Origin of the sequence: Spirosoma sp., assembly GCF_026391055.1 — a bacterium.
Lineage (GTDB): Bacteria > Bacteroidota > Bacteroidia > Cytophagales > Spirosomataceae > Spirosoma.
The window spans coordinates 180,215-204,155 of sequence record NZ_JAPLET010000025.1 but is presented as its reverse complement, the minus strand read 5'-3'; the positions used below and the strand labels follow the sequence as shown (position 1 = coordinate 204,155).

The window sequence follows — 23,941 nt, the reverse complement described above, 5'->3', positions numbered from 1 at the left end:
TGTTTAACCTAATTTTATGGATGTGATTGCTCCTAAGCCCGTTCGTACGGCTACTCTTTTTGGCCACCCGATGGGGCTTTTTGTTTTGTTTTTCACGGAGATGTGGGAGCGGTTCAGCTACTACGGTATGCGGGCTATACTGCTCCTGTTTCTGATCGACAATGTTCGGGGTGGATTGGGTCTTAGTGAAGCCGATGGCGCAGCTATTTATGGTATTTATACCGCATCTGTATACCTGCTCTCATTACCGGGGGGCTGGCTTGCCGACAATATACTAGGGCAACGGAAATCAATCTGGTATGGCGGTATAATCATAATGCTGGGACACATCATACTGGCTTTCCCGTCGGGTTCTGGTCTGTTTTACACTGGATTATGTGTAGTAGCCTTAGGTACAGGCCTGCTAAAGCCAAATATCAGCAGCATTGTGGGCGAACTATATCCCGAAGGGGGTGCCCGTAAAGATGCGGCATTTTCTATCTTCTACATGGGAATCAATACGGGTTCACTGCTCGGGATTTCCATTGTAGGTTATTTGGGTCAGAAAGTTGGCTGGCACTATGGTTTTGGCGCAGCTGCTGTAGCAATGGCACTGGGAATCATCACCTATCGCACATTTGGCCAACGTTATCTCGGCGACAAGGGCAATTTTGTTGTTCCAGAACCTAAAACAGCCGGGCAGTCGTCGAGCGGCAACCGTTCATTGCTTGTGTTTGTTGCGTTCATCGTAGGCTTAATGGCCACGCTGCAATTGACGGGTGTGCTTGACTTGACTACTGCACAGGGTCTGGCCAAAGGAATGGGTACAATTATTTCACTCATTGCCCTAAGTTACTTTGCCTATATTCTGATTGCGGGTGGGCTGGATAGTACGGAAAAAAAGCGCGTGGTTGTGTTATTTGTCTTTTTCCTGGCTGCGGCCATGTATTGGGCAGGAAATGAGCAACAGGGCTCATCGCTACAAATCTTTGCGGATCGATACACCGATCTGCTGTTTTTTGGCTGGCAGATACCATCAAGCTGGTTCCAGAATCTAAATCCTGCCTTTATCCTAATTTTCTCGCCTGTGCTTGCTGCGCTATGGGTCTTTCTGGCGAACAACAAAATTGATTTTTCCGTACCAGCCAAGTTTGCCGTTTCGCTACTACTACTTGGTCTGGCTTACGTGGTGATGGTTTTCGCGGCTAATGTTGCCCTGACGGGCGTACGCACATCGCCATTATATCTGACCACCACTTATCTGTTTTTTACCGTAGCTGAATTGTTCTTAAGTCCGGTAGGGCTGAGTGCGTTTTCCAAGCTGTCTCCCAGACGACACACCAGCCAGTTAATGGGCCTGTGGTTCGTAGGCTCATCACTGGGTAACTTGATTGCAGGGTTATTTGCCGGTGGTTTCGATGAAAAAAACGTGCAGCAGATGCCCAATCTTTTCCAGAGTGTAGCCATATTCACACTTGTTGCAGGGTTTGTCCTGCTGCTATTCTCCAAACCACTGAAAAAGTGGATGGGGGGTATCAATTAATTTCCTCCGGCTTTTTTGGCTTTATAGCCCTTGCCGGTGAGCCACGCCAGCACTTTGTCGCGGTGGTCGCCCTGAATTAGAATTTCGCTGTCTTTCGTTGAGCCGCCTGCACCACAGGCGGCTTTCAGCTGTTTGCCCAGGTCGGCCAGATCGGCTTCGGTGCCTATAAACTCGCGTACAGTTGTTACAACTTTATTGCCGCCCATCTTGACGAGCCAGATTTTAAGATTCTGCTGGGCGGGGGGGAGGGTTGCCGCTTCGGGTTGCTCGTCGGACTGGTATTGAAAATCCGGGTCTGTCGAATACAGGATGCCAGTTCTGTTTTTCTTACTCATATAGGGACCATTTGCTGCAAAATAACCGCTAATGAATCATCTACAGTTCCAGCAGTTGTCTGATGGCATCGGAATACGTGCTTCCCGAGGTAAGTCGGGTACATTTTTTATCGCTCACAGCCAGTATGAATTTGCCGTCGAAGTGGCGGTGTACTTCAGAAATTTTATGCCGGTTCACCATCACCGAGCGGCTGATACGAACAAACGTATCGGGTAACTTTTCGTCGAGGGTTGTCAGGGTGTAGGTGGTCAGGAATTTCTGCCCGTCGATAGTGGACAGAAACACGTATTTGTCCTCAGCTTCGAAGTAAGCAATATCAGAAAGGGGAATCAGCTTGATTTTTTCGCCGGTTTTTACCGAAATGGAATAGATTTCCTTTTTCGGTTGCATCTGCGCCAGGAGCCGCATAACGCTTTCCGACATGGGGTTCGTAACAGGATATGATTCCTCTGCCCGTTCGACAAGCGTCCGTATTTTTTGTATTGTTCGGGCCAGACGTTCGGTCTCAATAGGTTTCAATAAGTAATCAATCGAGTTTTCTTCAAAAGCTCTTATGGCGTATTGATCGAAGGCGGTGGCAAACACGACCATTGGCATGGTTGTCAGACGTGACAGCATTTCGAAGCCATTCAGCAACGGCATCTCAATATCCAGAAAAATCAGATCGGGTTGCAGACTTTCAATGAGCGTCAGGCCTTCAGCTCCATTGCCTGCATCGCCAACGATGTCGATGCTATCGTGGTGTTTGCCGAGCAATCGACGAAGACGGCTAACCGCCAGTGATTCATCGTCGATCAGTATTGTTTTTAACGGAAAAGTCATCAGGTACCGGAATTAAGCGTTGGGTGCAGAAACTAGGTTAACAGCCCGAATTTTAGACATTAGAATAGAGATCAATACCTGTTTGAGTGGCCAGTTCTGGAACTCCACCCGGGCATCGTCGCCGTAGAGTAATTTAAGCTTGTCCTGAATACTCCGCAGGCCATAGCCTCCGCCCATATCGTCGGCGAAACCCGGCCCATTATCGTGTACACACAGGTGTAATTCTTCCGCCTTTTCGTAAATGCGGACGTCGATTCGGCCCAGATCGGCGCGTTTGGCAATTCCATGTTTGATGGCATTTTCGACAATGGGCTGCAGCAGAAATTGGGGAAGTTGCAATTCATTGAGTGCCGGATTACTGATTTCTACGCTGAAGGTAAGCCGATTGCCAAACCGTACCTGCTCAACCTGCAAATACGTTCGCACCATCTCCAGTTCGTCGGCCAGGCTCGCGAATAGCTCGCCATTACGACTGGTCGAATACCGGAAAAGCTTAGAGAGAAGCAGCGTCATTTCTTCCGCTTTATCGGGGTTTTCGTGAACAAGGCTGGCAATGCTGTTCAGGGCATTGTATAAAAAATGCGGGTTGATTTTCGCTTGAAGTGCATCCAGTTCAGCGCGGGTTTTCAGCTTCTCCATGTTGAGCAATTGAAACTCCTGCTCCGATAGTTTTCGGGTCAACTGCCGTCCCTGCTGAAGCCCGTAAAGGAATATATTGGCAATCAGGAGGTCGCCCAGGACGTAAACATACCAAGCCGCCGTTTTCTCAATGCCTCCCGGCCGATCGGCCAATTCTCTTAAGTAGGGTTGGCCAATGGTCCAGTACAGGGCTGTATTGATAATGAAAAAACTAACTGTAACGGCAAGGCTAACAAATACATGGCGCTGCCATATGTGCTTAAACTGGCGGCTAAGCCAGCCCGACAACGCCCAAGTCAATAGGAAACAAGTCGCCCCATCGACCATGTTCTGTACAATAAGAAACTGATACAGGCCCACCATGAGAGGGTCTTCGGCCTTCAGAATCAGATTGGAGAAATAGATAATGGCGTTACACCCATATACGAGCAAAGCCCCAAGAAAGGCACCAATCAGTGTACCCCAGCCAGGTTTTTGCAGAATATTCGTGAGTGTGATGGGTTCGCTTCGGGTAGTATCGACGGGCCGATACTTGCTTCGACCGGAAAAGTTAAAGGAAGCACCTTCAACATTGGCTCCGTTTAAATCGACATTCTCAAGCGAACTGAAGTTGAAGTTGGCTTCGTAAAGATCCGCATCGGTAAAATCGGCTCCGCTCAGATTAGCAAAGCTCAGATTGGCCTGCCGTAAAATGGCTCCCCGGAAATTCGCCTTTCCAAGATTTGAAAAACTTAAGTCGGCCCCCGTCAGGTCGAGACCGCTGAAGTCGAAGGCAGCCAAATCAGTACCCCGCAGTTGAATACGTTTACCATTTTTGCCAATTGTACCGATAAGTTGCTCGCGGGTCATAGTCTTTTTAGTCAGGTGGGTCAATAAGCGGCTTCGCTTAAGTCGGTAAGTCAATAAGTGGCTGACGCCAGGGTAACACATGCCTCAGCCACTTATTGACTTACCGACTTACTGACTCTATTACTTACATTTCGCCATCAGGGGTTCGATCTGTTTTTGTCCCCACAGAGGTGACAGGTCGCTGGTTGGTTTAAAAGTAGCAAATTTTTCAACTGCCTGTTTCAATACCGGGCATGCGGTAGTGGGGCCACCGCCAAACTGGTCGGGCGTGTACATCAGCGAAGACCCTTCGAGTGCGTAGGGGCGTGGATTGTTGGGATTTAGACTTTTTGCTTTGTCGATGCCCGCCTGAAACAGGGGACCGTATTGCTGCCAGCGATTCATGGGGTCAACGACCATTCGGGCTTGTGCGATGTAGGCTTTTAACACGGCCAGTTCATCGTTGTCGGGGGCAATCGTCTCGGCGGCTTTCAGGTTCACATCGGCCTGATCGAGGTATTTGTCTTTGGCGGCTTCGTCTTTACCCATAAACCCCAGGTAAACGTAGTTGAGGCCAGCATAGTAGCGGGGTAGCCATTCTTTGGGTTCGGCACTGGCTATGCGCTCAAACTGGTTGGCCGATGTCTGCATATCGGCAATCGGCGATTGCTCATTACGGCTCTGCATGGTGGTAATGGCCTGTTTCATAGCTTGTTTATACTGGTCTGACTGAGCCCAGGCCGAAGGCTGGGCCGCCAGAGCTGTGATGATGAGAATAAGGATGGTTTTCATGATTTGTCTGGGCCAATCTCCGGCTTGGCCATTTTTTTAGGTTTCAACAGGGCCAATTCGGAGATTGACCCGAACAATTACAATTCATTAACATTCACTTTGGCCTTCTTCGATAGCATGACTATGCCGCCAACAAAGAAGCTCCGATACGACTGTGGCCCAACGGCGTAGCGTGTCTTGCCGTCTGCGGTAAATCGGTAGGTAAATACGTTTTTCGTATTCAGGAGGTTGTCTGCTGAGGCATAAATGACTACCAGATTTTTCCTGATGCGGGTGATGTGGCTGGCCGAAAAGCTAAGGTTGTTGACAACTGGTGTCCGGTCGGCCAGAAAACCTTTGTCGCCTTCCTCAAGGCGGTTAGGATTATAATAAGGGCGACCGCTGCTGAGGGTGTACGTCAGGGCCAGGTTCGTGCTGATTTTCTCGAAATAGCGTTTCGTAATTACGCTTATATTATGGTTCGAAATAAACGTTGGCGTGGCAGCAACGGAAAATTGCTGAAAGAGTCGCTTCGTATCTACGTAACTGTAACTAACCCAGTAGTCGAGGCCTTTCACCGTTTTCTGGTCGCGCCAGAACACATCAAAACCCTGGGCGTAGCCATGGCCGCCGTTGTTGGTCCGGCCCCAGGGAAAACGATACGGATTGGCATCATACTGGGTCGGCATTCCCGGTTGCCCGGTAAACTCCCGTACCAACTGTGCGTAGTTTTTGTAGAAAGCTTCGGCCCGGAAAGTGCGTTTATTTTTGATGATCTGGTAGTTCAGGATCAGGTGGTCGGCCCGTTCAAAATCCAGTGATCTATTCAGATACAGGTAGCGGTAATCGGGTGTCTGATAAAACTGACCGTAGGCCAGTGAAACCTGACTATACAGCCCGGTTTTATAAGCCATCGACAGACGGGGAGCTAGATTAGCCCGATTCAGTATTGATGAGTACTCACCCCGTAGACCGAGCTGAATGGCCAGGTTTCGGCCCAGATAGGTTTGCGATTCAATAAATAAAGCCCCGTAGTTGTCATGAAGGACATAGTTGATGCCCTGTACAGTATTCTTCATCGTAATGGCATGGGCTTCGGCACCGAACAGGAGCGAGTTGTTGGCAGGCAGCAATCGGGTCAGAACGGCCCGGCCCTGCCACCGCTCGCTGGAACGGCCAAAGTCAATACCATTGTACGTGGTCGCATCGACATCGAAGCTATACGACAGCCCGGCGTTCAGCAGCCATCGTCCATCAGCCCAGTTGTCGGTATACGTGCTGGTTGTGAAAAAGTTGCGATTGTGCTGTTGCAGAGCTGTTTTGCCAGTCTCGTTGGATGGGTCAATGAAGTTCAGGCCAAGCTTGCTGTCTGAATACATACCGTAGAATTTGAGCAGCCCGGTCTTTGACGGCTGGAGTCGATACGTAAGGGAGGAACCGCCAAATTCGGGTACGTGTGTCCAGTCGATATTCTGGTGGACCAGTGCGAACAACGGTTTCAGATTGCCGTAACTGCCGGTGGCAGAGATCGACGACTTATCGGTGGCGTGGTCGTAGCTGATGCCTGCATTAGCCAGGTTCAGACTGAGGCTGATGCCCTCATTTTGGGTTTTGTCGGTCGTGTTGAGCAGCAGAACGGACGAAAGGGCCTGCCCGTACTGAGCCGAGTAGCCGCCTGTGCTAAACGAAGTACCCTTAAACATAAACGGCTGGAACCGACCGCGCGACTGCACATCGGGCATTGAACTGAAATACGGATTCTGCACGATCATACCGTCGATCACCACTTTTGCTTCTTCACCTGAGCCACCCCGCACAAACAGGCCTGTTTGCTCACCCACCCGCTGCGTGCCCGGCAGCAGGTTCATCGTGGCTGTAATGTCGGCGTTGGCACCGGCTGTCGTGACAATGTCCATCGGCTTCAGCATAGTCATGCGCTTCTCGTCCGATGCTTCAAACGACCCGGCTGTAATAACAACCGTATTTAGCTCATTGGCTGCTTCGGTTAGCTGGATGATAAATGGGGCTGTCGTGTTGGTATGTATCTTTTTTGTGTATGATTCATAGCCGATGTAGGAAACCAGCAGGGTAGCGGTATCTTTTCGGGAGGTTGTAAAGCGAAACGTGCCGGTACTGTCTGTATTGGCACCGTCGTAGGTGCCTTGCAGAAACACATTGGCACCGGGTAAGGGGTGCCCCTTCGTATCGGTAATCCGGCCCGAAAGGTTTATCTGAGCGGCCGCGGTAAGTACTAGAAGCAGGTAAACGGTGAGGAAGTAGATGAGTTTCATAAGGATAACGCCATCCAATTGCTGATGGATGAATCAAAACTACCGTGTACAAGCGCCCACGTCTTGCTTTTTCCGACGAATGCCGCCGATTCGGGTATGAAATAGGAGGGGAGAGGGATAAATTTGGGTTAACATTTGGAATCATACGTTGTTAGTGACGTAATTACCTATCTGCTTCTATTGACCTTGACTACAACGTTGATTACGTTTCCGCTTTCTGTTGGCCAATTGCGCCCCTGGCGCGAGGGCGATGAGGATTCGTTGGTTTACCACGCCAGTAACCGCCGTATCTGGAACAATGTCCGTGACTTTTTCCCCTATCCCTACACACCGAGGGATGCGCATGCTTGGGTACGTTCAAATAAGTCATACCAACAGCCCAATAATTTTGCTATTGAGGTTGACGGTCAGGCCGTTGGAAATATTGGGTTTACCGTGAAGGATGACATTTACCGGTATAACGCCGAGGTTGGCTACTGGCTTAGCGAATCGTACTGGGGCCGGGGCATCATGACCGAAGCCTTGCCGATCATGACCAGTTACATCTTCCAGAACTTTCAGGTGAACCGCATTTTTGCCTGCGTACTGGAAGGTAATGCCGGGTCAATGCGGGTACTTGAATCGGCCGGGTATCAGCACGAGGCTATTCACCGAAAAGCGGCTGTTAAAAACAACAAGTATCTGGACGAGCATATTTTTTCCATGCTTCGGGCAGAGCACAAGGATCTAATGCGTTAATTAACTGGCTGTTAGGTGGCTGGTTTAGCGAAAAACAAAATGACCAACACCGATCTGGTAGAAACTTACAAGACTATAGGTCATCTTTGTGATTATTTTGTCAAAACAAGTGCCGCTTCGGCGGGACACATTTTCATGCCGAAGATAGTCATCGCAATTGACGGTTATTCCAGCTGCGGGAAGAGTACAACCGCAAAGGAAGTAGCTGCCCGAATGGGGTATGGGTATATTGATACGGGGGCTATGTACCGGGCCGTCAGTCTTTTTTTTATTCGGGAGCATGTTTCTCTCTCCAATACAAGAGAAGTTATGGCTGCATTAGACAACATCCATATTACATTCAATCATAATAACCGCACGGGTAAGAATGAAACCTGCCTTAACGGATTGAATGTAGAGGAGGAGATCCGTAAAATGTATATCTCCAACATCGTTAGTGAAGTAAGCGCCATTCCCGAAGTGCGTTGGGCCATGGTGGCCCAACAACAGAAAATGGGCCGTCGGCGCGGGGTCGTAATGGATGGCCGCGATATTGGTACCAAGGTATTCCCCGATGCAGAAGTGAAAGTATTCATGACCGCCGATACCCACACCCGGGCCCAGCGCCGGCAGCAGGAACTGCTGGCAAAGGGTGAACTGGTGAATCTGGAAGATATTATCAAAAACCTCGAAAAACGAGACCTTATCGACACTACCCGTTCCGAAAGCCCGCTGGTACAAGCACCGGATGCCGAGCTACTCGATACGTCGCACATGACCATTGAAGAACAGGTCGATTGGGTAATCGAACGGGCCGACCGGCGGCTGGCCGAACTTCATCGTAAAAAAGTCAAATAAGTCGCTAAGTCTGGTAAGTCGGTAAGCGGCTTCGCCCAAGTCAGTAAGTGGCTGACGCATCTATTTGCTCTGGCGTCAGCCACTTACCGACTTGCCAAACTTACTGACTTATCAGACTTACTGACTTACCAACTATGACTATAGACTACTTGATTGTAGGGCAGGGAGTAGCCGGGTCTGTACTGGCCTGGACACTGGACCAGCGCGGTTGCTCCGTGCTGCTGGCTAACGACCCTGCACTACCATCGGCATCAGCAGTAGCGGCCGGGTTGGTTAACCCATTAACAGGTCGCAAACTGGTTCGTACCTGGAAAGCCGATGAGTTATTCCCCTTTCTACACGAGTTCTACACCAATATTGAGCAGCAACTTGGTGTCCGGTTCTTTCATCCAAAAAACATCTACCGACCATTCCGCTCTCTTGCCGAACAAACCGAATATCTGGCACTAACAGACGCCCCGGAGATTAGTCAATACGTCTCTAATTGTTTTGATAATCAGCTATATAGCTCATTTATTGAGAACCCGTTTGGTGGTTTGGAGGTAACGCAGGCCGGGTGGCTGGATTTAACTGAGTTTGTGCGAATTATTAAAGGATATTTTATTAGTAAAAATCAATACTTTGAATTGACTGTTCATGTCAATGATTTGACTATCAGTGATGAACATGTGGAGTGGCAGGGCGTTAAGATTAAAAAAGTTATATTCTGTGATGGTGTTCAGGCGCGCCAGAATCCTTTATTTGGCTGGCTTCCTTATAATCCTGTGAAAGGACAGATTCTGACGGCCTTAGTCGATGATTATCCTATTAAGAATATAGTTAATCAAGGCGTATTTATACTGCCAGTCCGAAGCGGCCTGATTCGAATCGGGGCAACCTACAGTTGGCACGATCTGGATTGGGAAATATCCGAAGATGGTCGTGCATTTTTAGAGTCGAAGGTAGCTGCGGTGCTAAAAGTGCCTTATCAGGTTGTGGCTCAACATGCGGGCATTCGGCCATCAACTAAAGATCGGCGACCGTTTATCGGGTTGCATCCGGGCAGGCCAGCGGTGGGAATATTTGGAGGAATGGGCACTAAGGGCGTGTCACTGGCCCCCTATTTGTCCGAAGAATTTGCCCGCTACTTATTAGATGGTGAAGATTTGGCCCCGGAAGCGAATATTAACCGGTGCATTTCGTTATATCATGGCAGTTAATTAGTTTTCCGAATAAGGTTTTTAACTTAAAACAATAGGGCAGAAACCAGAGTAATGGTTTTGTCGTAAACGTTGAACAGGAAACCGGTAGTCAGCGTCTTTAATACCCGTTATGCGAAATCAATACATACTGATGTTAGGCTTGTGGCTGGCTGGATTGAGCGTGGCTACGGCACAAAACTATCCGTCGCTGGAGCGATTTGGGAAAAATCGTGTGCAGTACCGGAGCTTCGAATGGAAAATTATCCGAACTGCCAACTTTGAAATCTATTATTATCAGGATGGCAACCAAATCGCCAACCTGACGGCGCAGTATGCCGAGTCGGAGTTTGACCGCATAACGGAGTTGCTTGGCTATACCCCCTACAATCGGGTCAAAATATTTCTGTTTAACTCACCGGAGGAGATGGCGCAGAGTAACATCGGCCTTCAGGGAGGGTTGAGCAGCCGGGAACAGAACCTGTCCAAATCTCGCGTCGAACTGGCCTTTACCGGCGATCAGATCAGTTTTCGGCAGCAGATTATCCGCGACATTTCCATGCTTTTCGTGTACGACATGTTGTATGGCGGTAGCCTAAAAGACGCATTGCAAAGTTCACTTCTGCTAACACTTCCCGACTGGTTCATGCCCGGCATCGCGTCGTACATTGCCCAGGGAAACAGCCTCGAACTGGACGATTATATGCGGGATATATCCCTAAACCGGCCGGTTAAAAAGCCTTCGCTTTTGTCTGGAGCGGATGCCGAACGGGTTGGCCATTCCATCTGGAATTACATCGTTCAGCGGTATGGGCGCGATAATGTCTCTAATATCCTGAACCTCACCCGTATTATCCGCAATGAGCAGAATAGCATTTCGAGTACGCTCGGCGTTCCCTATAACCGCTTTCTGCGCGAATGGCGTGAATATTATGCCGGTATGGCTAATGCCGTAACCCAGTCGTATCGAGCTAGTACAGACGATTTTCAGATAAAGGTAGGTTCGGCAGACGATAAGTCGTTATTGATCAGCCTGAAGCTTAGCCCTGATAAACAATTTATTGCTTACTCGCTCCTGCGCGATGGGAAGTTTAGCGTAGAAGTCGTTAACACGACCAATCGGAAACGGCATACCGTACTGACGGGCGGCTATCGGCTGGATGGGCAAATTAACCGAACCAGCACCCCCTTACTGGCGTGGCAGCGGGATAACAATCTGCTTGTCGTGACCGATGAACTGGGAAAGACAAATCTGTATCAGTACAGCGATTTCGAAAAGCGACCCAAACGTCAATTTAAACGGCAGGTAAATGGATTGTCGCAGGTTGTCTGGATGAATGCCTCCGAAGATGGCGGCAGCCTCATTATGAGTGCCGACCGAAAAGGCCAGAATGACCTCTTCCTATACAGCATCAACCGGGGCTCTTATCAGCAATTGACCAACGATCTGTACGATGACCTGTATCCGGCTTTTGTAGGCCGCACTGCCCGTCAGGTAGTTTTTAGCTCAAACCGCCAACAAGATACGCTGGGCGTGGACAAAGGTTCTTACCGAACTATACGCGACCAGTTGAGCCTGTTTTCTCATGAGGGAAGTGCCCGCGATTTGTCGCTTATACGACTAACGGACTCGCTGGGTCAGGCTACGCAGCCCATTCCTGCTGGTGAAACAACCGTTTATTTTTTGAATGACGCCAGCGGCATCCGAAATTTATACCGGCTCGAAACCGAATCGAAAAATGTAAGCCAGTTAACGGCTTTTCCTGAAAGTATTCGGCTGTATGACCTTAAGCCGGGAAATGGCGGGTTTGTCTATAGCAGTCTTAAAAACGGTGATGAGTATATAGGATTCCGTTCGCAGCTAAATCTGTCGCAAACGGCACAGGCACCTCCTACCCAACGAAGCGTAGCTATCAATCGGCTAGCTGCTTCGAACGCACCCAGAGCCGCTCAGGCTAAAACCGATACGGCCTCCGTGCCAAAACGAACGACGGCCGACTCAAGTTCGGCGGGCCGCACAGCGGCAGGTGCTCTATTGTACACACCTAAACTAGCACTCGAACCCGGCGAAGTAGACACAGACAACTACCAGTTTGATCCCGAAGTAGTTAAAGCCGCTGAGTTTCGACAGCGCCGTTCAACTGTTGGGGTATCACCCGGCTTAACTACGGCCCCTCCCCGAAACCGACGTCGCGAGAACATTACGATCCGTGGACCGTTCGACTATAAAGCAACATTCGGTGTAAATGAAGCCCCTTCTAACTGGCGCGTGGACCCTATAAAGGGATTCGGATACGCACAGGAAGTGACCCTAACCGACTTGCTGGAGAACCACGTACTGCGCGCGGGTGGATTTATCAGTTTGACCAACACCTTACGGAACAGCGATCTGTTTGCGGAATACACAAACCTCACTCATCTTATTGATTTCGGGGCTCGGGTCGACCGCCAGACTTTGTTTGTAGATGGAGCAGGGATTCTGCAGAAGTATAGGTATAACCGGGTTGCCTTGTCAGCTTCCTATCCTATTTCGGTGAACAGCCGGTTCACAGTATCACCATTTTATGCAATTACCCGGTTGATTGACCTGTCTTCTTTTGCCGAGCCAGACCGCGTATCCGATTATGCTGGCTTACGGGGTGAATTTGTCTTCGACAATACAAACGTAAACGGGATGAACATGATCGTGGGCACAAAAGCTAAACTTCGGTTTGAAGAGTATGCCGGGTTGCGGGGTAAATCAGAAGGGTTTCGACGGCTCTCGCTGGATTTACGCCACTACCAGCGCCTGCACCGCGACTTAATCCTGGCTACCCGTTTTGCCTTCAGTCAGTCGGGTGGTGCCGCCCCAAAGAAAAGTACACTCGGTGGCATGGAAAACTGGGTTGGCGGTCAGAAAGAGCCGATTGCGTCAAATCCGCTGCTGATTCCGAATGCTACGCAAAATGAAATTCCATACGACTATCGGGACGTTTTCTTCCTGGATTTTGCGGCTCCTCTACGTGGGTTTAATCAGGGTAAGTTAACGGGCAACAGCTATATGCTGTTTAACGCCGAACTTCGTTTGCCGTTAGTTCGCTATTTATACAGAGGCAATATCACGTCTAACTTCCTCCGGAATTTACAGTTGGTAGCCTTTACGGATATTGGCACGGCCTGGACCGGAAGTGGTCCATTCAGCCAGCAGAACAGCCTTAACACGGAGATAGTTGGTGGCGGGAACATACCATTCAGAGCAACGGTTACGAATTTCAAAAATCCGTTTCTTATTGGCTATGGAGCCGGTGTTCGGACTATGATTTTCGGCTACTTTGTGAAGTTTGACTATGCTTGGGGTCTTGAAGACAAAACGGTGGGCAAGCCTATACCTTACCTGACCCTAGGTTACGATTTTTAAGCAAAATAGATTTATAACATCTTAATATGGCCGCTCCTTAGGGGGCGGCTTTTTTTATGTGGTACATGCCCGTATAGCCGTAGCCGTTCGAACCCGTCTTTCACAACCTCCTTATGCAGAAGTCTGCTTCCGGTTAGTCCAACGGCGAATAGGCTCCTGACGAGCCACTATTAAACCTCCTGTTGGAAGCGTTACAAAACCTGTTGTAGAAAAATTATCTCTTCCTTCGTCGACAGAGTATCCAAATAAGTAAACCAAATATGCCCGGTCTATTTACACTTGGCACAGTTTTCGCTAACCCTTTACCGCTAGGTTTATCACTCATCTCCCAATAACCCCCACTGAGCGAACCTAGGCTAAGCTGTTACAGCGGTTAAAGGTGCTGATTGTAACTAGCTGATAATTAGAATGTTGATTTTTCTGAGCGTCTGACTTCAACAGGAGCAAGTGTGGTTTGGCATAGTTTTAGTTGAATTATAAGGAAGCAAAAGAGCCATTGATGAATGGAATAGGTGAGCCGTGACTAATCATGGGTCCACTGGTCTGAGTTAGCACACTCTTCTGCGTCAATTCGCTACTACTAAACCGTCCCAAAAAGAGTTGCTGATGGAAGAAATATCTACACTACATACCAACCTTTCGAAACTCACGGCTGGCAAACAGGATAAGACGTATAGTCTAACCGGACGGTTCATTGGCTTCTTTCTGGAGTTTTACTACGGGCTTCTCATACCCGTTAAAAAGGCTGCACGTTTGTTAACGGGCCACTCATCGCCGATGCACGAATCGGCTAACTATTCAGAAACCCGACGACTTGTTGAGGGCTTTGCCGGGTCTGTTGGCGAACCACCTGATATAGGCGGTTTGAGTCTCTCTGGTTTCGTAAACCAACAGTTACAAAAAGCTCCTACTAATTTTGCACAACATCCAATGAATGAGCAAATTATACTATTAGAGTCGTTTGGTAAAGATATTCCGAAGGCGGTATCCGACTCGGGTGGAGGGCCGTCACCGGCAAAGTCGGCAGGAGTCAGCCGCTTTACTGAGCTGCTGGCCCTTTTCGTCAACTATACGCACGACATGTCTTTTCTGAAGGGTGCCTATTCTGTGTTAACCCTGTTGTTTCTGTGGCTGGCTATTGCGCCCGCACAGGCACAAACTCCCGCAAAAATAAATCTGCGGTTGCACAAGACGATTAGCAACCAAAGTCCGGCCATTGGCGATATCGTGACGTACACAGTCGTAGTAGCGAACGCACCAGGCTTAGCAACGGCTACTAATGTCTTGGTCAAAGACGAATTGCCGATTGGGGGCGTAACGTATGTCCCCAACTCGGCAACCACGCTTCGTGGTACGGCTACCTTCAATTCCGTTGTGTCGGCTACGGTCGTTACGGGTCTTTGGAACATCGCGTCCATTGCGCCGGGCGATTCTGCGGTGATGATCCTGAAAGCGACAGTCAATGAACGGGGTGTTTGGTTTAACACGGCTGAAGTTGCCGGAGCGGGCCAGACCGATACTAATTCGATTCCTAATAATCAGAGTCTAACGGAAGACGATTTCGACGCTGTCTGCTTTTCAGTCCCTATCCTTTGGTATGCCGGTGATGAATATACGGTAACGATTCCAACTGGTTATGACGAGATTGTATGGTACCGTAATGATAAGGCAATCGTTCCAACGGCTGTATCGACCTTATTGGCTGAAGTTAACAGCGATAAATCCCTAACGATCAAAAGTCCGGGAGTATACCGGTTTGTAACCTACCGTTCCGGATGTCCCGCCACCAATTGCTGTGATATTAAGGTATTACAGGGTCCTTATGGTAGCCTGGGCGATTACGTATTTATTGACGCCAACAAAAATGGGGCTCAGGATACGGGCGAGACTGGAATTAATGGTGTAAAAGTTTATCTATACGACCAGCTTGGAACAACCAAACTGGATTCGACCGTTACCGCTGGTGGCGGTAAATACCTGTTCGATAGTTTAACGGATGGTAGTTATGTTGTCCGTTTTATCGCGCCCACCGGGTATGAGTCGACAACGGCAAATGCGGTTGGTGTATCGGATGCGCTGGACAGCGACGCCGGTGTAAATGGATTTACGGGTGTTTATACGATTGATACAAGCCAGCCAACATCAAGTACCGCTCGTAATAATCCGACCGTCGATGCCGGTTATTTCATACCGACAGCTTCGTTGGGTGATTTTGTCTTTGAGGATACGAACAAAGACGGCATTCAGCAGCCGGGCGAGCCGGGTATACCCGGCGTAGTGGTTACCTTGTATGTTAATGGTGTCTCTTCATTAACAACCCTGACTAACTCCAGCGGCTTATACTCCTTCACGGGTTTAACACCGGGCAGCAGTCTGAGCTACTCCGTTGGCTTCACGGCTCCTTCCGGTTTTACGGCAACACTGGCAAAGCAGGGTTCTGATGGTACCAAAGATTCTGACATCAATCCGGTCACGGGCCGTACTGAGTCGGTAACGCTAGCCGCTGGTGAAAATAATACAACGCTGGATGCTGGGTTCTTCCCGACATGCCCGGTCAACTTTAACCTGGTTGTATCGAACGATGTGTCGATCTGTAACGGTGAGTCAACCACGCTAATAGCGTCGACTTCAGTGCCACGCGCCAAACTCAACTGGTACTTGACACCTTATGACGGAACCGCTTTTGCAACCGTCGAAAGTGGGGTAGGTATTTCAGTCAATCCAACCACAACGACCGTCTATTACGTTGAAGCGGTAACAGCGGATGGCTGTAAGAGCGCCCGCCGACCGGTTGTGGTAACGGTTACGACCATACCAACACCAATTTATCTGGGTAATATTACCAATACATGCCCATCGAAAACGGTCGATCTAACGAAGATTCAGCTGGAGAACTACAACTCCGGATTTGTATACGAGTATTACACGAGCCTGGAACGCTCGGCAACTACCCGCGTAACAAACCTGACGGCTGTTGGCGCTGGCAAATACTACCTATATGCTAAATCTGGAAGCTGCTACAGTAATCCGGCGGTGCTGACCGTTCAAATCAATAACTGCGAATGCCAGAGTGTGGCAGGTGTGAATGTGGGTCCAGGTGTAGCGATATGCTCTGGCGATGTCGTTCCGCTCAAAGCGGTACTCTCCGGCTCGGCAACGAGTGTCGTTTGGTCAACAAATGGCACGGGTACATTTAGTAACCCAACCAGCCTGTCGACAACCTATACCCCATCCGCGGCCGACATCGCCACCGGCAACGTCGTACTTACTGCAACCACCAACGACCCGGATGGGCCGGGGGGGATTTGCCAGGCGTCTTCCAGCTCATTGATTGCGCAAATCAACAAACGGCCGGCGGCACCTGTGAACGTAGCTGCCGAGGATGCTTTGGTTTGCCAGGGAAGCAGTACGAAACTGGTCGCCTTTGCGCCAGGAAGTAGAATCAACTGGTACGACCAGGATGGTAAGCTGATTGGTACGACCCAGAGTGGAGAGAAACTCGTCGTTACGCCTACAAAGGCAGGGGCTCTCGTGTACATGGCCGAAGCCTTATCCAGCGCCGGTTGTGTTAGCCCGCGCACCTCATTGACGGTTACTGTAGGTCCCTGCCTGACCGACCTGGGTGTGCTAAAAGAAGTGGTAACGCCTGGTACATATAGCGTTGGGCAGAAAATTACCTACGCAATCACTGTAACGAACAACGGTCCGGTAACCGCCAACAGTGTGAAGGTAACGGATATGTTGCCTGCTACATTGACGTTCGTGAGCGCGACACCCGTTGGCCAATATAATGCCGCAACGGGCATATGGACCATTGGTACGATGGCCTCTAAAGCCAACCGTAGTTTACTGATAGAAGCCACCATCAACGCTACAGGTTCAATTACGAATACGGCCATTGTGAGCAGCCCGGACAATGATCCGAAGTACACGAAGAACGACACCTCATCGGTAACGATTCCGGTTGTTCCCTGTTCGATTCAACCACCAACGCTGGCTTGTGTAATCACCGAGATCTGCAAAGGTGGAACAACTACCCTGACCGCAAAAGGATGTGAAGGTGGGTCGGTGCTGTGGTCGAATGGTAAAACGGGTGATGTGCTTGTTGTAGCGCCGAGCGTAACAACAATCTACACCGCAAGCTGCGTGGTAGGTGCCTGTACGAGTGCTGCATCGAATGCCATCACGGTAACCGTTCTTGAGCCGAAGGTGCCGGTCATTACCGCCAGTGCTGATAATGTTTGCCCAGGCACGTCCGTTACGCTGACCGCTTCAGGCTGCGTAGGTGGAACGATCGTTTGGTCGGATCAAACACAGACCGGAACATCAATCGTAGTTACGCCTTATAACAAAACGACCTACACCGCCGAGTGTGTGATCGGTAGCTGCCCAAGTAGCCCGGCAACGAAAACGATCAATGTCACAACGGATTTGCCAACACCAACGATTGTAGGCAGTACAACGGTTGTTTGCCCAGGCGAAACTGTAACCTTAACGGTTGGAAATTGCGTTGGCACACCGTACTGGAGCAATACAACGGCTACAACCGGCAGCATCATTGTTACGCCAACCATTGGTAATAACAGCTATTCTGTTTATTGTAAAACAGACGGCGGCTGCGTAAGCAGACCATCGGCTGTGTACACAATTAATGTTATCGCTCCGACTGTGCCAACGGTAACTGCCAGCACCGACACCGTTTGTGTAAAAGGTGCTGTTACCCTGACGGCGACCAACTGTAACGGGACCGTTAAGTGGAGTGTCGCCAATCAGACGGGTCCGAGCATTGTCGTGAACCCAACAGCAAACAGCAGCTACTTCGCCTGGTGTGAATTGAAGACTTGCCAGAGCAAGCCGTCGAATACGGTTAATATTACCGTTATAACGCCAACGGCCCCGATTATCTCGGTAAGCAGCACCACAATCTGTAGCGGGAACAAACTCACCCTAACGGCCAAAGGCTGCACAGGTACGGTGAAGTGGTACGGCCTGGACGGCGTAGCAAAAACCGGTGCCAGCATCGACATCTTCCCAACTGCAACGGCAACGTACTATGCGACCTGTCAAATTGGGTCGTCCTGCGAGAGTGAAGCGTCGAACAAGGTTCGTGTAACCGTAAGCACCTCAACGGTTCCGGCTCCGGTCATTGCAGCCTCTTCTCTGTCAATCTGTAGTGGTGGCATAGTATCGCTAACGGCTACCGGTTGCACGGGTGGCACGGTGAAATGGTCTGACGGCCAGACGGGTGCAGTCGCTCAGGTGACGGTAACGCCAAACTACCGTGAATTCTACGCGATGTGCATTCCGACCGGACCAAATGCCTGCGGATCGGGCAAGTCGAACGTGATTACGATTAACGTAACACCAGCACCAGTACCAATCATAACCTGCTCAACGGATACCATTTGTCCGGGTGAAACGGTAACGCTGACGGTCAACAACTGTCTGGGTACGCCACGCTGGAGCAGCACAACGGCTACAACCGGCAGCATCGTTGTTTCGCCAAAGGTCACTACATCGTACTCCGTCTTCTGTACTAACGGAATCTGCACCAGTGAAACGTCGAAACAGTATACCATTACCGTAATTCCGGTAGCTGTACCAACGGTTACCGCATCGGCAACGACGGTTGCACCGGGTGAAACGGTTACACTAACGGCCACTGGCTGTAATGGCGAAGTGATCTGGTCGGCTAACGACATTAATGGAAATAACAAAGGCACCGTCATTGTGGTGCGGCCGGAAGGCATACAGACCTACTATGCGCAGTGTAAATTCCATAGCTGTCTCAGTGAACCATCGGTGACGGTTGTGATCAATCCAGGCAATTGTGTAGCGAAAGCTGGAACGCTGGTTGCCACAAACAGCATTGTCTGTGGCGGATCAAGCACAACGGTAACGGTATCCGCTTCGCCCGGTGGTGGACTGGTACAACCGGCTGGCTACTCGGTTCTTTATGTATTGACGAAAGGAGCCCAGAAGGTTATTCAGCAGACCAGTGCAACGCCACGGTTCAGCGTATCGTCTGACGCAGGTGAGTATACCATCCATACGCTGGTCTACAAGGCTCAGGCTGGAGATAAGAATTACCTCGATCTATCGGTGGTGAAACCAGGTATCACTACGGCGGCTGAAGTGCTGTTGCTGATCGGTAACAAGTGCGCTGCGCTCGATGTCGCCGGTGCACCTGTCAAGGTGAAGGTGATAGAACCTCCTGTCTTGTCGACAACGGCATCGAAAACTGTTTGCTACGGCAGTACAGTAACACTCACCGCCAGCGGTTGCGAGGGTGGCGTCGTTATCTGGTCTGACGGATCAGTTGGAAAAACCATCCAGAAGACAGCCTATAGCACTATATGGCTGATGGCAACCTGTACGATTGACGGCTGTACCAGCAAATCGTCGGATGACATTGATGTTGAAGTCGCTACGCCCGCCATTCCGATTATTGTCAGCAACGCAGCTGCTGTTTGTGTCAGCGAAACGGTTTCATTGACGGCCACGGGTTGTGCAGGCGGCAGCTACATCTGGTCGGATAATAAAACGGTTGGTAACACACTGACTATCACACCAACAGCCGACGTAAGCTACCGTGTACGTTGTAAAGTGGGCGATTGCCTGGGCGATTGGTCTGCGTACACGACGATCAAGGTAGGCACGCCGGCGGCACCGACTATTACGGTTGCCGGGTCTACCAATAACGTTACGGCCTGCTTCGGCGCACCAGTAACCCTGGTTGCTGAAGGCTGTAGCCCGAATAGCTACGTAGTCTGGTCGAACAACCAGGTTGGTCAATCGATTACGATACTGCCAGCCAGCTCCGCTCTATTTACGGCACAGTGCTGCAACTCGAATCAGTGCAAGAGCGTACCATCGAACACCATTTCGGTAACGGTATTAACGAAAGTGCCGCAGCCGGTTGTTGTCGATAAAACGAACACCTGTCCGTTCAAGACGGTCGATCTGGCTACTGCCGTAACCAGCAGACCTGCCACAACGGGTGGTCTGTTCGAATACTATACCAACACGTCACTGAGCAGCGATGCCAAAGTAGCTAATCCGGCGACTGTTGGTACCGGTACATACTATGTTGTTGAGCGGACAACCAATGGTTGTGTAAGCCTGCCGGTTGCAGTTCATGTGCAGGTCAATATCTGCGAGGAGCCTAAACCCTGCGACACGCAGAACCCGGCAACGGCAAATGCAGGTGTCGACGCGAGTATCTGTGCCACAAAGACGTATCAGCTGAATGGTGTTATGGGCGGTGCGGCTAAAACTGCTCACTGGACCACCAGTGGTAGCGGTTCGTTCAATAATTCGTACGCGCTCAATGCCATCTATACGGCAAGTGCTGAGGATATCCTGTCGGGTAAAGTAACACTGACCCTGACGGTACGAACTGATAATGCCAACTGCCCGGTGGCTACGGACAATATGCTGCTGACAATTGACGGCATAAAATCGATTCCGGTCATAACGGTGGTGGGTGCAACGAACCTGTGCTACGGCGACTCTGTAACCTTAAAAGCGCCTGCTGGTGCCGCAGGGTACAGATGGAGCACCAACGCAACGACGCAGACGATTGTAGTGAAGACCAGCGGATCATACAACGTGCAGTTGTTTGACGCCAAAGGCTGTAGCTCCGTTAAATCGGACAATGTGGTCGTGAAAGTGGCTGAGCCTGTTATGCCGCCCTTGGTGACTGACCTGCGCAATACCTGCCCGTCGAAAATTGTCGATCTGACAAAAGCGTTAACGTCCCAAGGATCAGGTAACTCCTACATATATCGAATCTGCGAGTGCGTCACATCCAACATCGTGGTTCGTCCGGATTCTGTATGCGAAGGCACCTACTGGATTGTGGAGAAAGGTCCAACCGGTTGCCTGAGTCCACCGGCTAAAGTGGTCGTTAAGGTCTTCAATTGTGCTACCGATACCCTGGCTACCGACGTTAGCATTGCGAAGACGGCCAACACCGCTTTTGTGAAGAATGGCGCGCCTGTTGTGTACACCCTCAAAGTGACCAATAATGGTAAGTATACGGCTAAGAACATCCATGTTCGTGACGTATTACCGAAAGGAATGGAGTTACTGCCCGCGCCGACATCAGCCTATACGGTGTCGAATGGCGTGATCACCAAGCGGATCGATAGCCTGAAAGCGGGTCAGTCTACAGACATCGTCTTTAGCGCACGCATCACCTTGAAAGGTAAGGACGTGGTCAACAAAGCTGAGATCACCTATCTCGACAACAGGGACCCTAATCTGGCTAACAACAGTTCAAGTGTTACGGTGAAAGATACATCGTTGCACAGGGCAAGTCTGGTGGGTCTGGCGAAAGCGGTACTCGGACAGCCACTGGCCGTTGGTGATTCACTCATCAAAGTCTCGTACAGCTTCGTCGTGACGAACTTTGGCGACGATACCCTGCGTAACGTAGTCGTAAACGATGATCTGGCTAGTGTCTTCGCTCCCAATCAGGTGACGTCTGCCAAAGTGACCTTGCTAAACACCGGCGCTACGCTCGTTGTAAATCCAGCCTTCACAGGCCAGGGTAGCAACAAGACAATGACCGCTCCGGCCAGTTATCTGCTGGCGGGTGCTTCGCAGTCGTTCAAACTAGATCTTACGGTAAAACGTATGAAGGGCGACACCACGAAGATATTCCGTAACGTTGCCAATGTATCAGCAATGAACAGTGTGACCGCCGTATCGGACGTGTCGACAAATGGTGGCGATGCTGACCCCGACAATGACGGTAACCCGGCAAACAACTCGGTAGTATCCAGCTTCACCCTGAACGCGGGTCAGCTTAAAGGCGCAAGTCTTGGTCTGGCACTGGCTGTCATCAAGGTACAGCAGCAGCCCGATAGCTCGTACAACGTAACTTACAAGGCGACACTCAAGAACTTCGGTGATGTAGCCCTGAAAGGTGTTGTACTCACGGATAGCCTGATTCGCACGTTCTCCGCGCCGGTTTCGTACAGCGTGGTAGGTGCACCCGTTGTGAGCACCGGAAGTACGCTGGTTGTCAACGCGAACTTCAACGGAAACAGTCAGCCCACAATTCTGACGAGTGCCAGTCAACTGGGTGTTGGCGTGCAGGATACCGTGCTGATTACCGTGAACATCAAGACCAACGGTAATTACGGCCCATTCTATTCCAGTGCAACGGTGGTTGGTCATTCGCCCGATTCGAGTCTGGTTGTTAAAGACATCTCGAATAGCGGATTCAACCCGGCACCGGCTGGTTCAACCGCCACAACGGTTCGCTTCGATCTGCCGAAAGGCTTGCTTGGTGTAGCGAAGTCAGTAGGTATACCGATGCTGGTTTCGACCGGTGTATACGACATCCCGTATACCATCACGATCAGTAACCTGGGTAGTGTTCCGCTGAAAAAAGTACAGGTGATCGATAACCTGTCTCAGACCTTCGGCCATGGCGCCCTGATTGTTAGCAACCAGGTTTCCGTGACGAGCACAGGTGCAGGTACGGTGGTTGTCAACCCGGCCTATACCGGGCAGGGATTGGTTACCAGGATGCTGGTCGATTCGGTAAGTACACTGGCTGTAGGTGCCAAGAGCTATCTGAGCTTTACCGTTCGGGTTGATGTACGGAATGCCGATTCGTTGACCTTCTTCAACAAAGCGGATGCCTCCGCCCTGACACCCGCCAACGAAGTGGTACAGGATATGTCGACGGCCGGTACAAATGACGATCCCGACAATGACCTTGATCCACGCAACAACAGCCAGCCAACGCCAATTGCGCTGAACGGGTCATCGACCACATCGTACATCGGTTTGGCAATGGCCGTACGCGATACCGCTCAGCAGACAGATGGCAGCGTGAATGTGACGTACCAGATTGTGGTGAAGAACTATGGCCCGGATGTGTTGAAGAACGTAAGCATTACGGACACACTGGCTAATGTCTTCAATGCGAAGACCGGAGCGACGTACAAGGTTGTTAAACCCGCATTTACAACGTCTACTGGTAGTGCATTAAAACTGAACCCGAACTTTAATGGTGGTTCCGATCCTGTTCTCGTTCTGGGTGACAGCACCAGTGTGCTGGCCGTTGGGAAAACAGATACACTCCTGCTGGTCATCAATGTCCTCAGCAACGGTAGCACGACTACCTTCCTGAATACGGCTTATGCTACGGCTACTGCCAAAACAGGTACAGTGAGCGACGTCTCGACGAGCGGCTTGAATCCTGACCTTAATGGTAATGGTAACCCGACCGATTCCAACGAGCGCGAAGCGACTCCGCTTAATCTGCGGCCAACGTTCCTCTCGCTCTTCATACCGGAAGGCTTCTCGCCAAACGGTGACGGCATCAACGATCTGTTCGTAATTCGGGGTGTGGCCGGTCTAACGGTTAGCTTGGAAGTGTATAACCGCTGGGGCCATCTGGTCTATAAAAATGACGATTATCACAACGATTGGGACGGTAAGCCAAACACGGGTATTGCCCTCAATTCGGATGCGAATGGCGTACCCGATGGAACGTACTACTATGTAATCAATACCAGCGACGGACGCAAGTTTGTACGATACATGACGATTAACCGCTAAT

Annotated in this window: 11 protein-coding genes; 6 read left to right on the top strand and 5 right to left on the bottom strand. The window is 50.3% G+C overall.

Annotated elements, in window-relative coordinates:
• Positions 1 to 16: 16 nt before the first annotated feature.
• Positions 17 to 1,522, top strand: a complete 1,506-nt coding sequence (locus NT073_RS22685) for a peptide MFS transporter (protein ID WP_297378046.1) — start codon at positions 17 to 19, stop codon at positions 1,520 to 1,522.
• Here the strand turns inward: NT073_RS22685 and NT073_RS22680 are convergent.
• The 5 genes from NT073_RS22680 to NT073_RS22660 form a co-directional block, all read right to left on the bottom strand.
• A complete protein-coding gene (locus tag NT073_RS22680) occupies positions 1,519 to 1,857 on the bottom strand; it encodes a translation initiation factor (protein ID WP_297378043.1) in 339 nt (112 codons plus the stop codon). The two genes, NT073_RS22685 and NT073_RS22680, sit on opposite strands and share 4 nt — an antisense overlap.
• A 40-nt stretch (positions 1,858 to 1,897) precedes the next feature.
• On the bottom strand, positions 1,898 to 2,680 hold the full coding sequence (locus NT073_RS22675; RefSeq protein WP_297378040.1) for a LytTR family transcriptional regulator DNA-binding domain-containing protein: 783 nt from the start codon (positions 2,678 to 2,680) through the stop codon (positions 1,898 to 1,900).
• Between the two features lie 12 nt (positions 2,681 to 2,692).
• Positions 2,693 to 4,168, bottom strand: coding sequence for a histidine kinase (locus NT073_RS22670; RefSeq protein WP_297378035.1), 1,476 nt, complete (start codon positions 4,166 to 4,168; stop codon positions 2,693 to 2,695).
• Between the two features lie 120 nt (positions 4,169 to 4,288).
• Complete coding sequence (locus tag NT073_RS22665; RefSeq protein WP_297378032.1) at positions 4,289 to 4,939, bottom strand: hypothetical protein; 651 nt, start codon at positions 4,937 to 4,939, stop codon at positions 4,289 to 4,291.
• Positions 4,940 to 5,016: 77 nt separating this feature from the next.
• Positions 5,017 to 7,209 carry a TonB-dependent receptor gene (locus tag NT073_RS22660; RefSeq protein WP_297378029.1) on the bottom strand — a complete coding sequence of 731 codons (2,193 nt, stop codon included), beginning with the start codon at positions 7,207 to 7,209 and terminating at the stop codon, positions 5,017 to 5,019.
• Positions 7,210 to 7,389: 180 nt separating this feature from the next.
• Here NT073_RS22660 and NT073_RS22655 point away from each other — a divergent pair, with 180 nt between their 5' ends.
• The 5 genes from NT073_RS22655 (at position 7,390) to NT073_RS22635 (ending at position 23,940) form a co-directional block, all read left to right on the top strand.
• Positions 7,390 to 7,947, top strand: coding sequence for a GNAT family N-acetyltransferase (locus NT073_RS22655; RefSeq protein WP_297378382.1), 558 nt, complete (start codon positions 7,390 to 7,392; stop codon positions 7,945 to 7,947).
• Positions 7,948 to 8,082: 135 nt separating this feature from the next.
• Entirely contained in the window at positions 8,083 to 8,784 is a 702-nt protein-coding gene (gene cmk / locus NT073_RS22650; RefSeq protein WP_297378379.1) for a (d)CMP kinase, read from the top strand.
• A 134-nt stretch (positions 8,785 to 8,918) separates the two neighbouring features.
• Entirely contained in the window at positions 8,919 to 9,983 is a 1,065-nt protein-coding gene (locus tag NT073_RS22645; protein WP_297378027.1) for an FAD-dependent oxidoreductase, read from the top strand.
• Between the two features lie 112 nt (positions 9,984 to 10,095).
• Positions 10,096 to 13,359 carry a hypothetical protein gene (locus tag NT073_RS22640; protein WP_297378024.1) on the top strand — a complete coding sequence of 1,088 codons (3,264 nt, stop codon included), beginning with the start codon at positions 10,096 to 10,098 and terminating at the stop codon, positions 13,357 to 13,359.
• 606 nt (positions 13,360 to 13,965) lie between these two features.
• Entirely contained in the window at positions 13,966 to 23,940 is a 9,975-nt protein-coding gene (locus NT073_RS22635; protein WP_297378022.1) for an SdrD B-like domain-containing protein, read from the top strand.
• The last annotated feature ends 1 nt before the right edge of the window (position 23,941 follow it).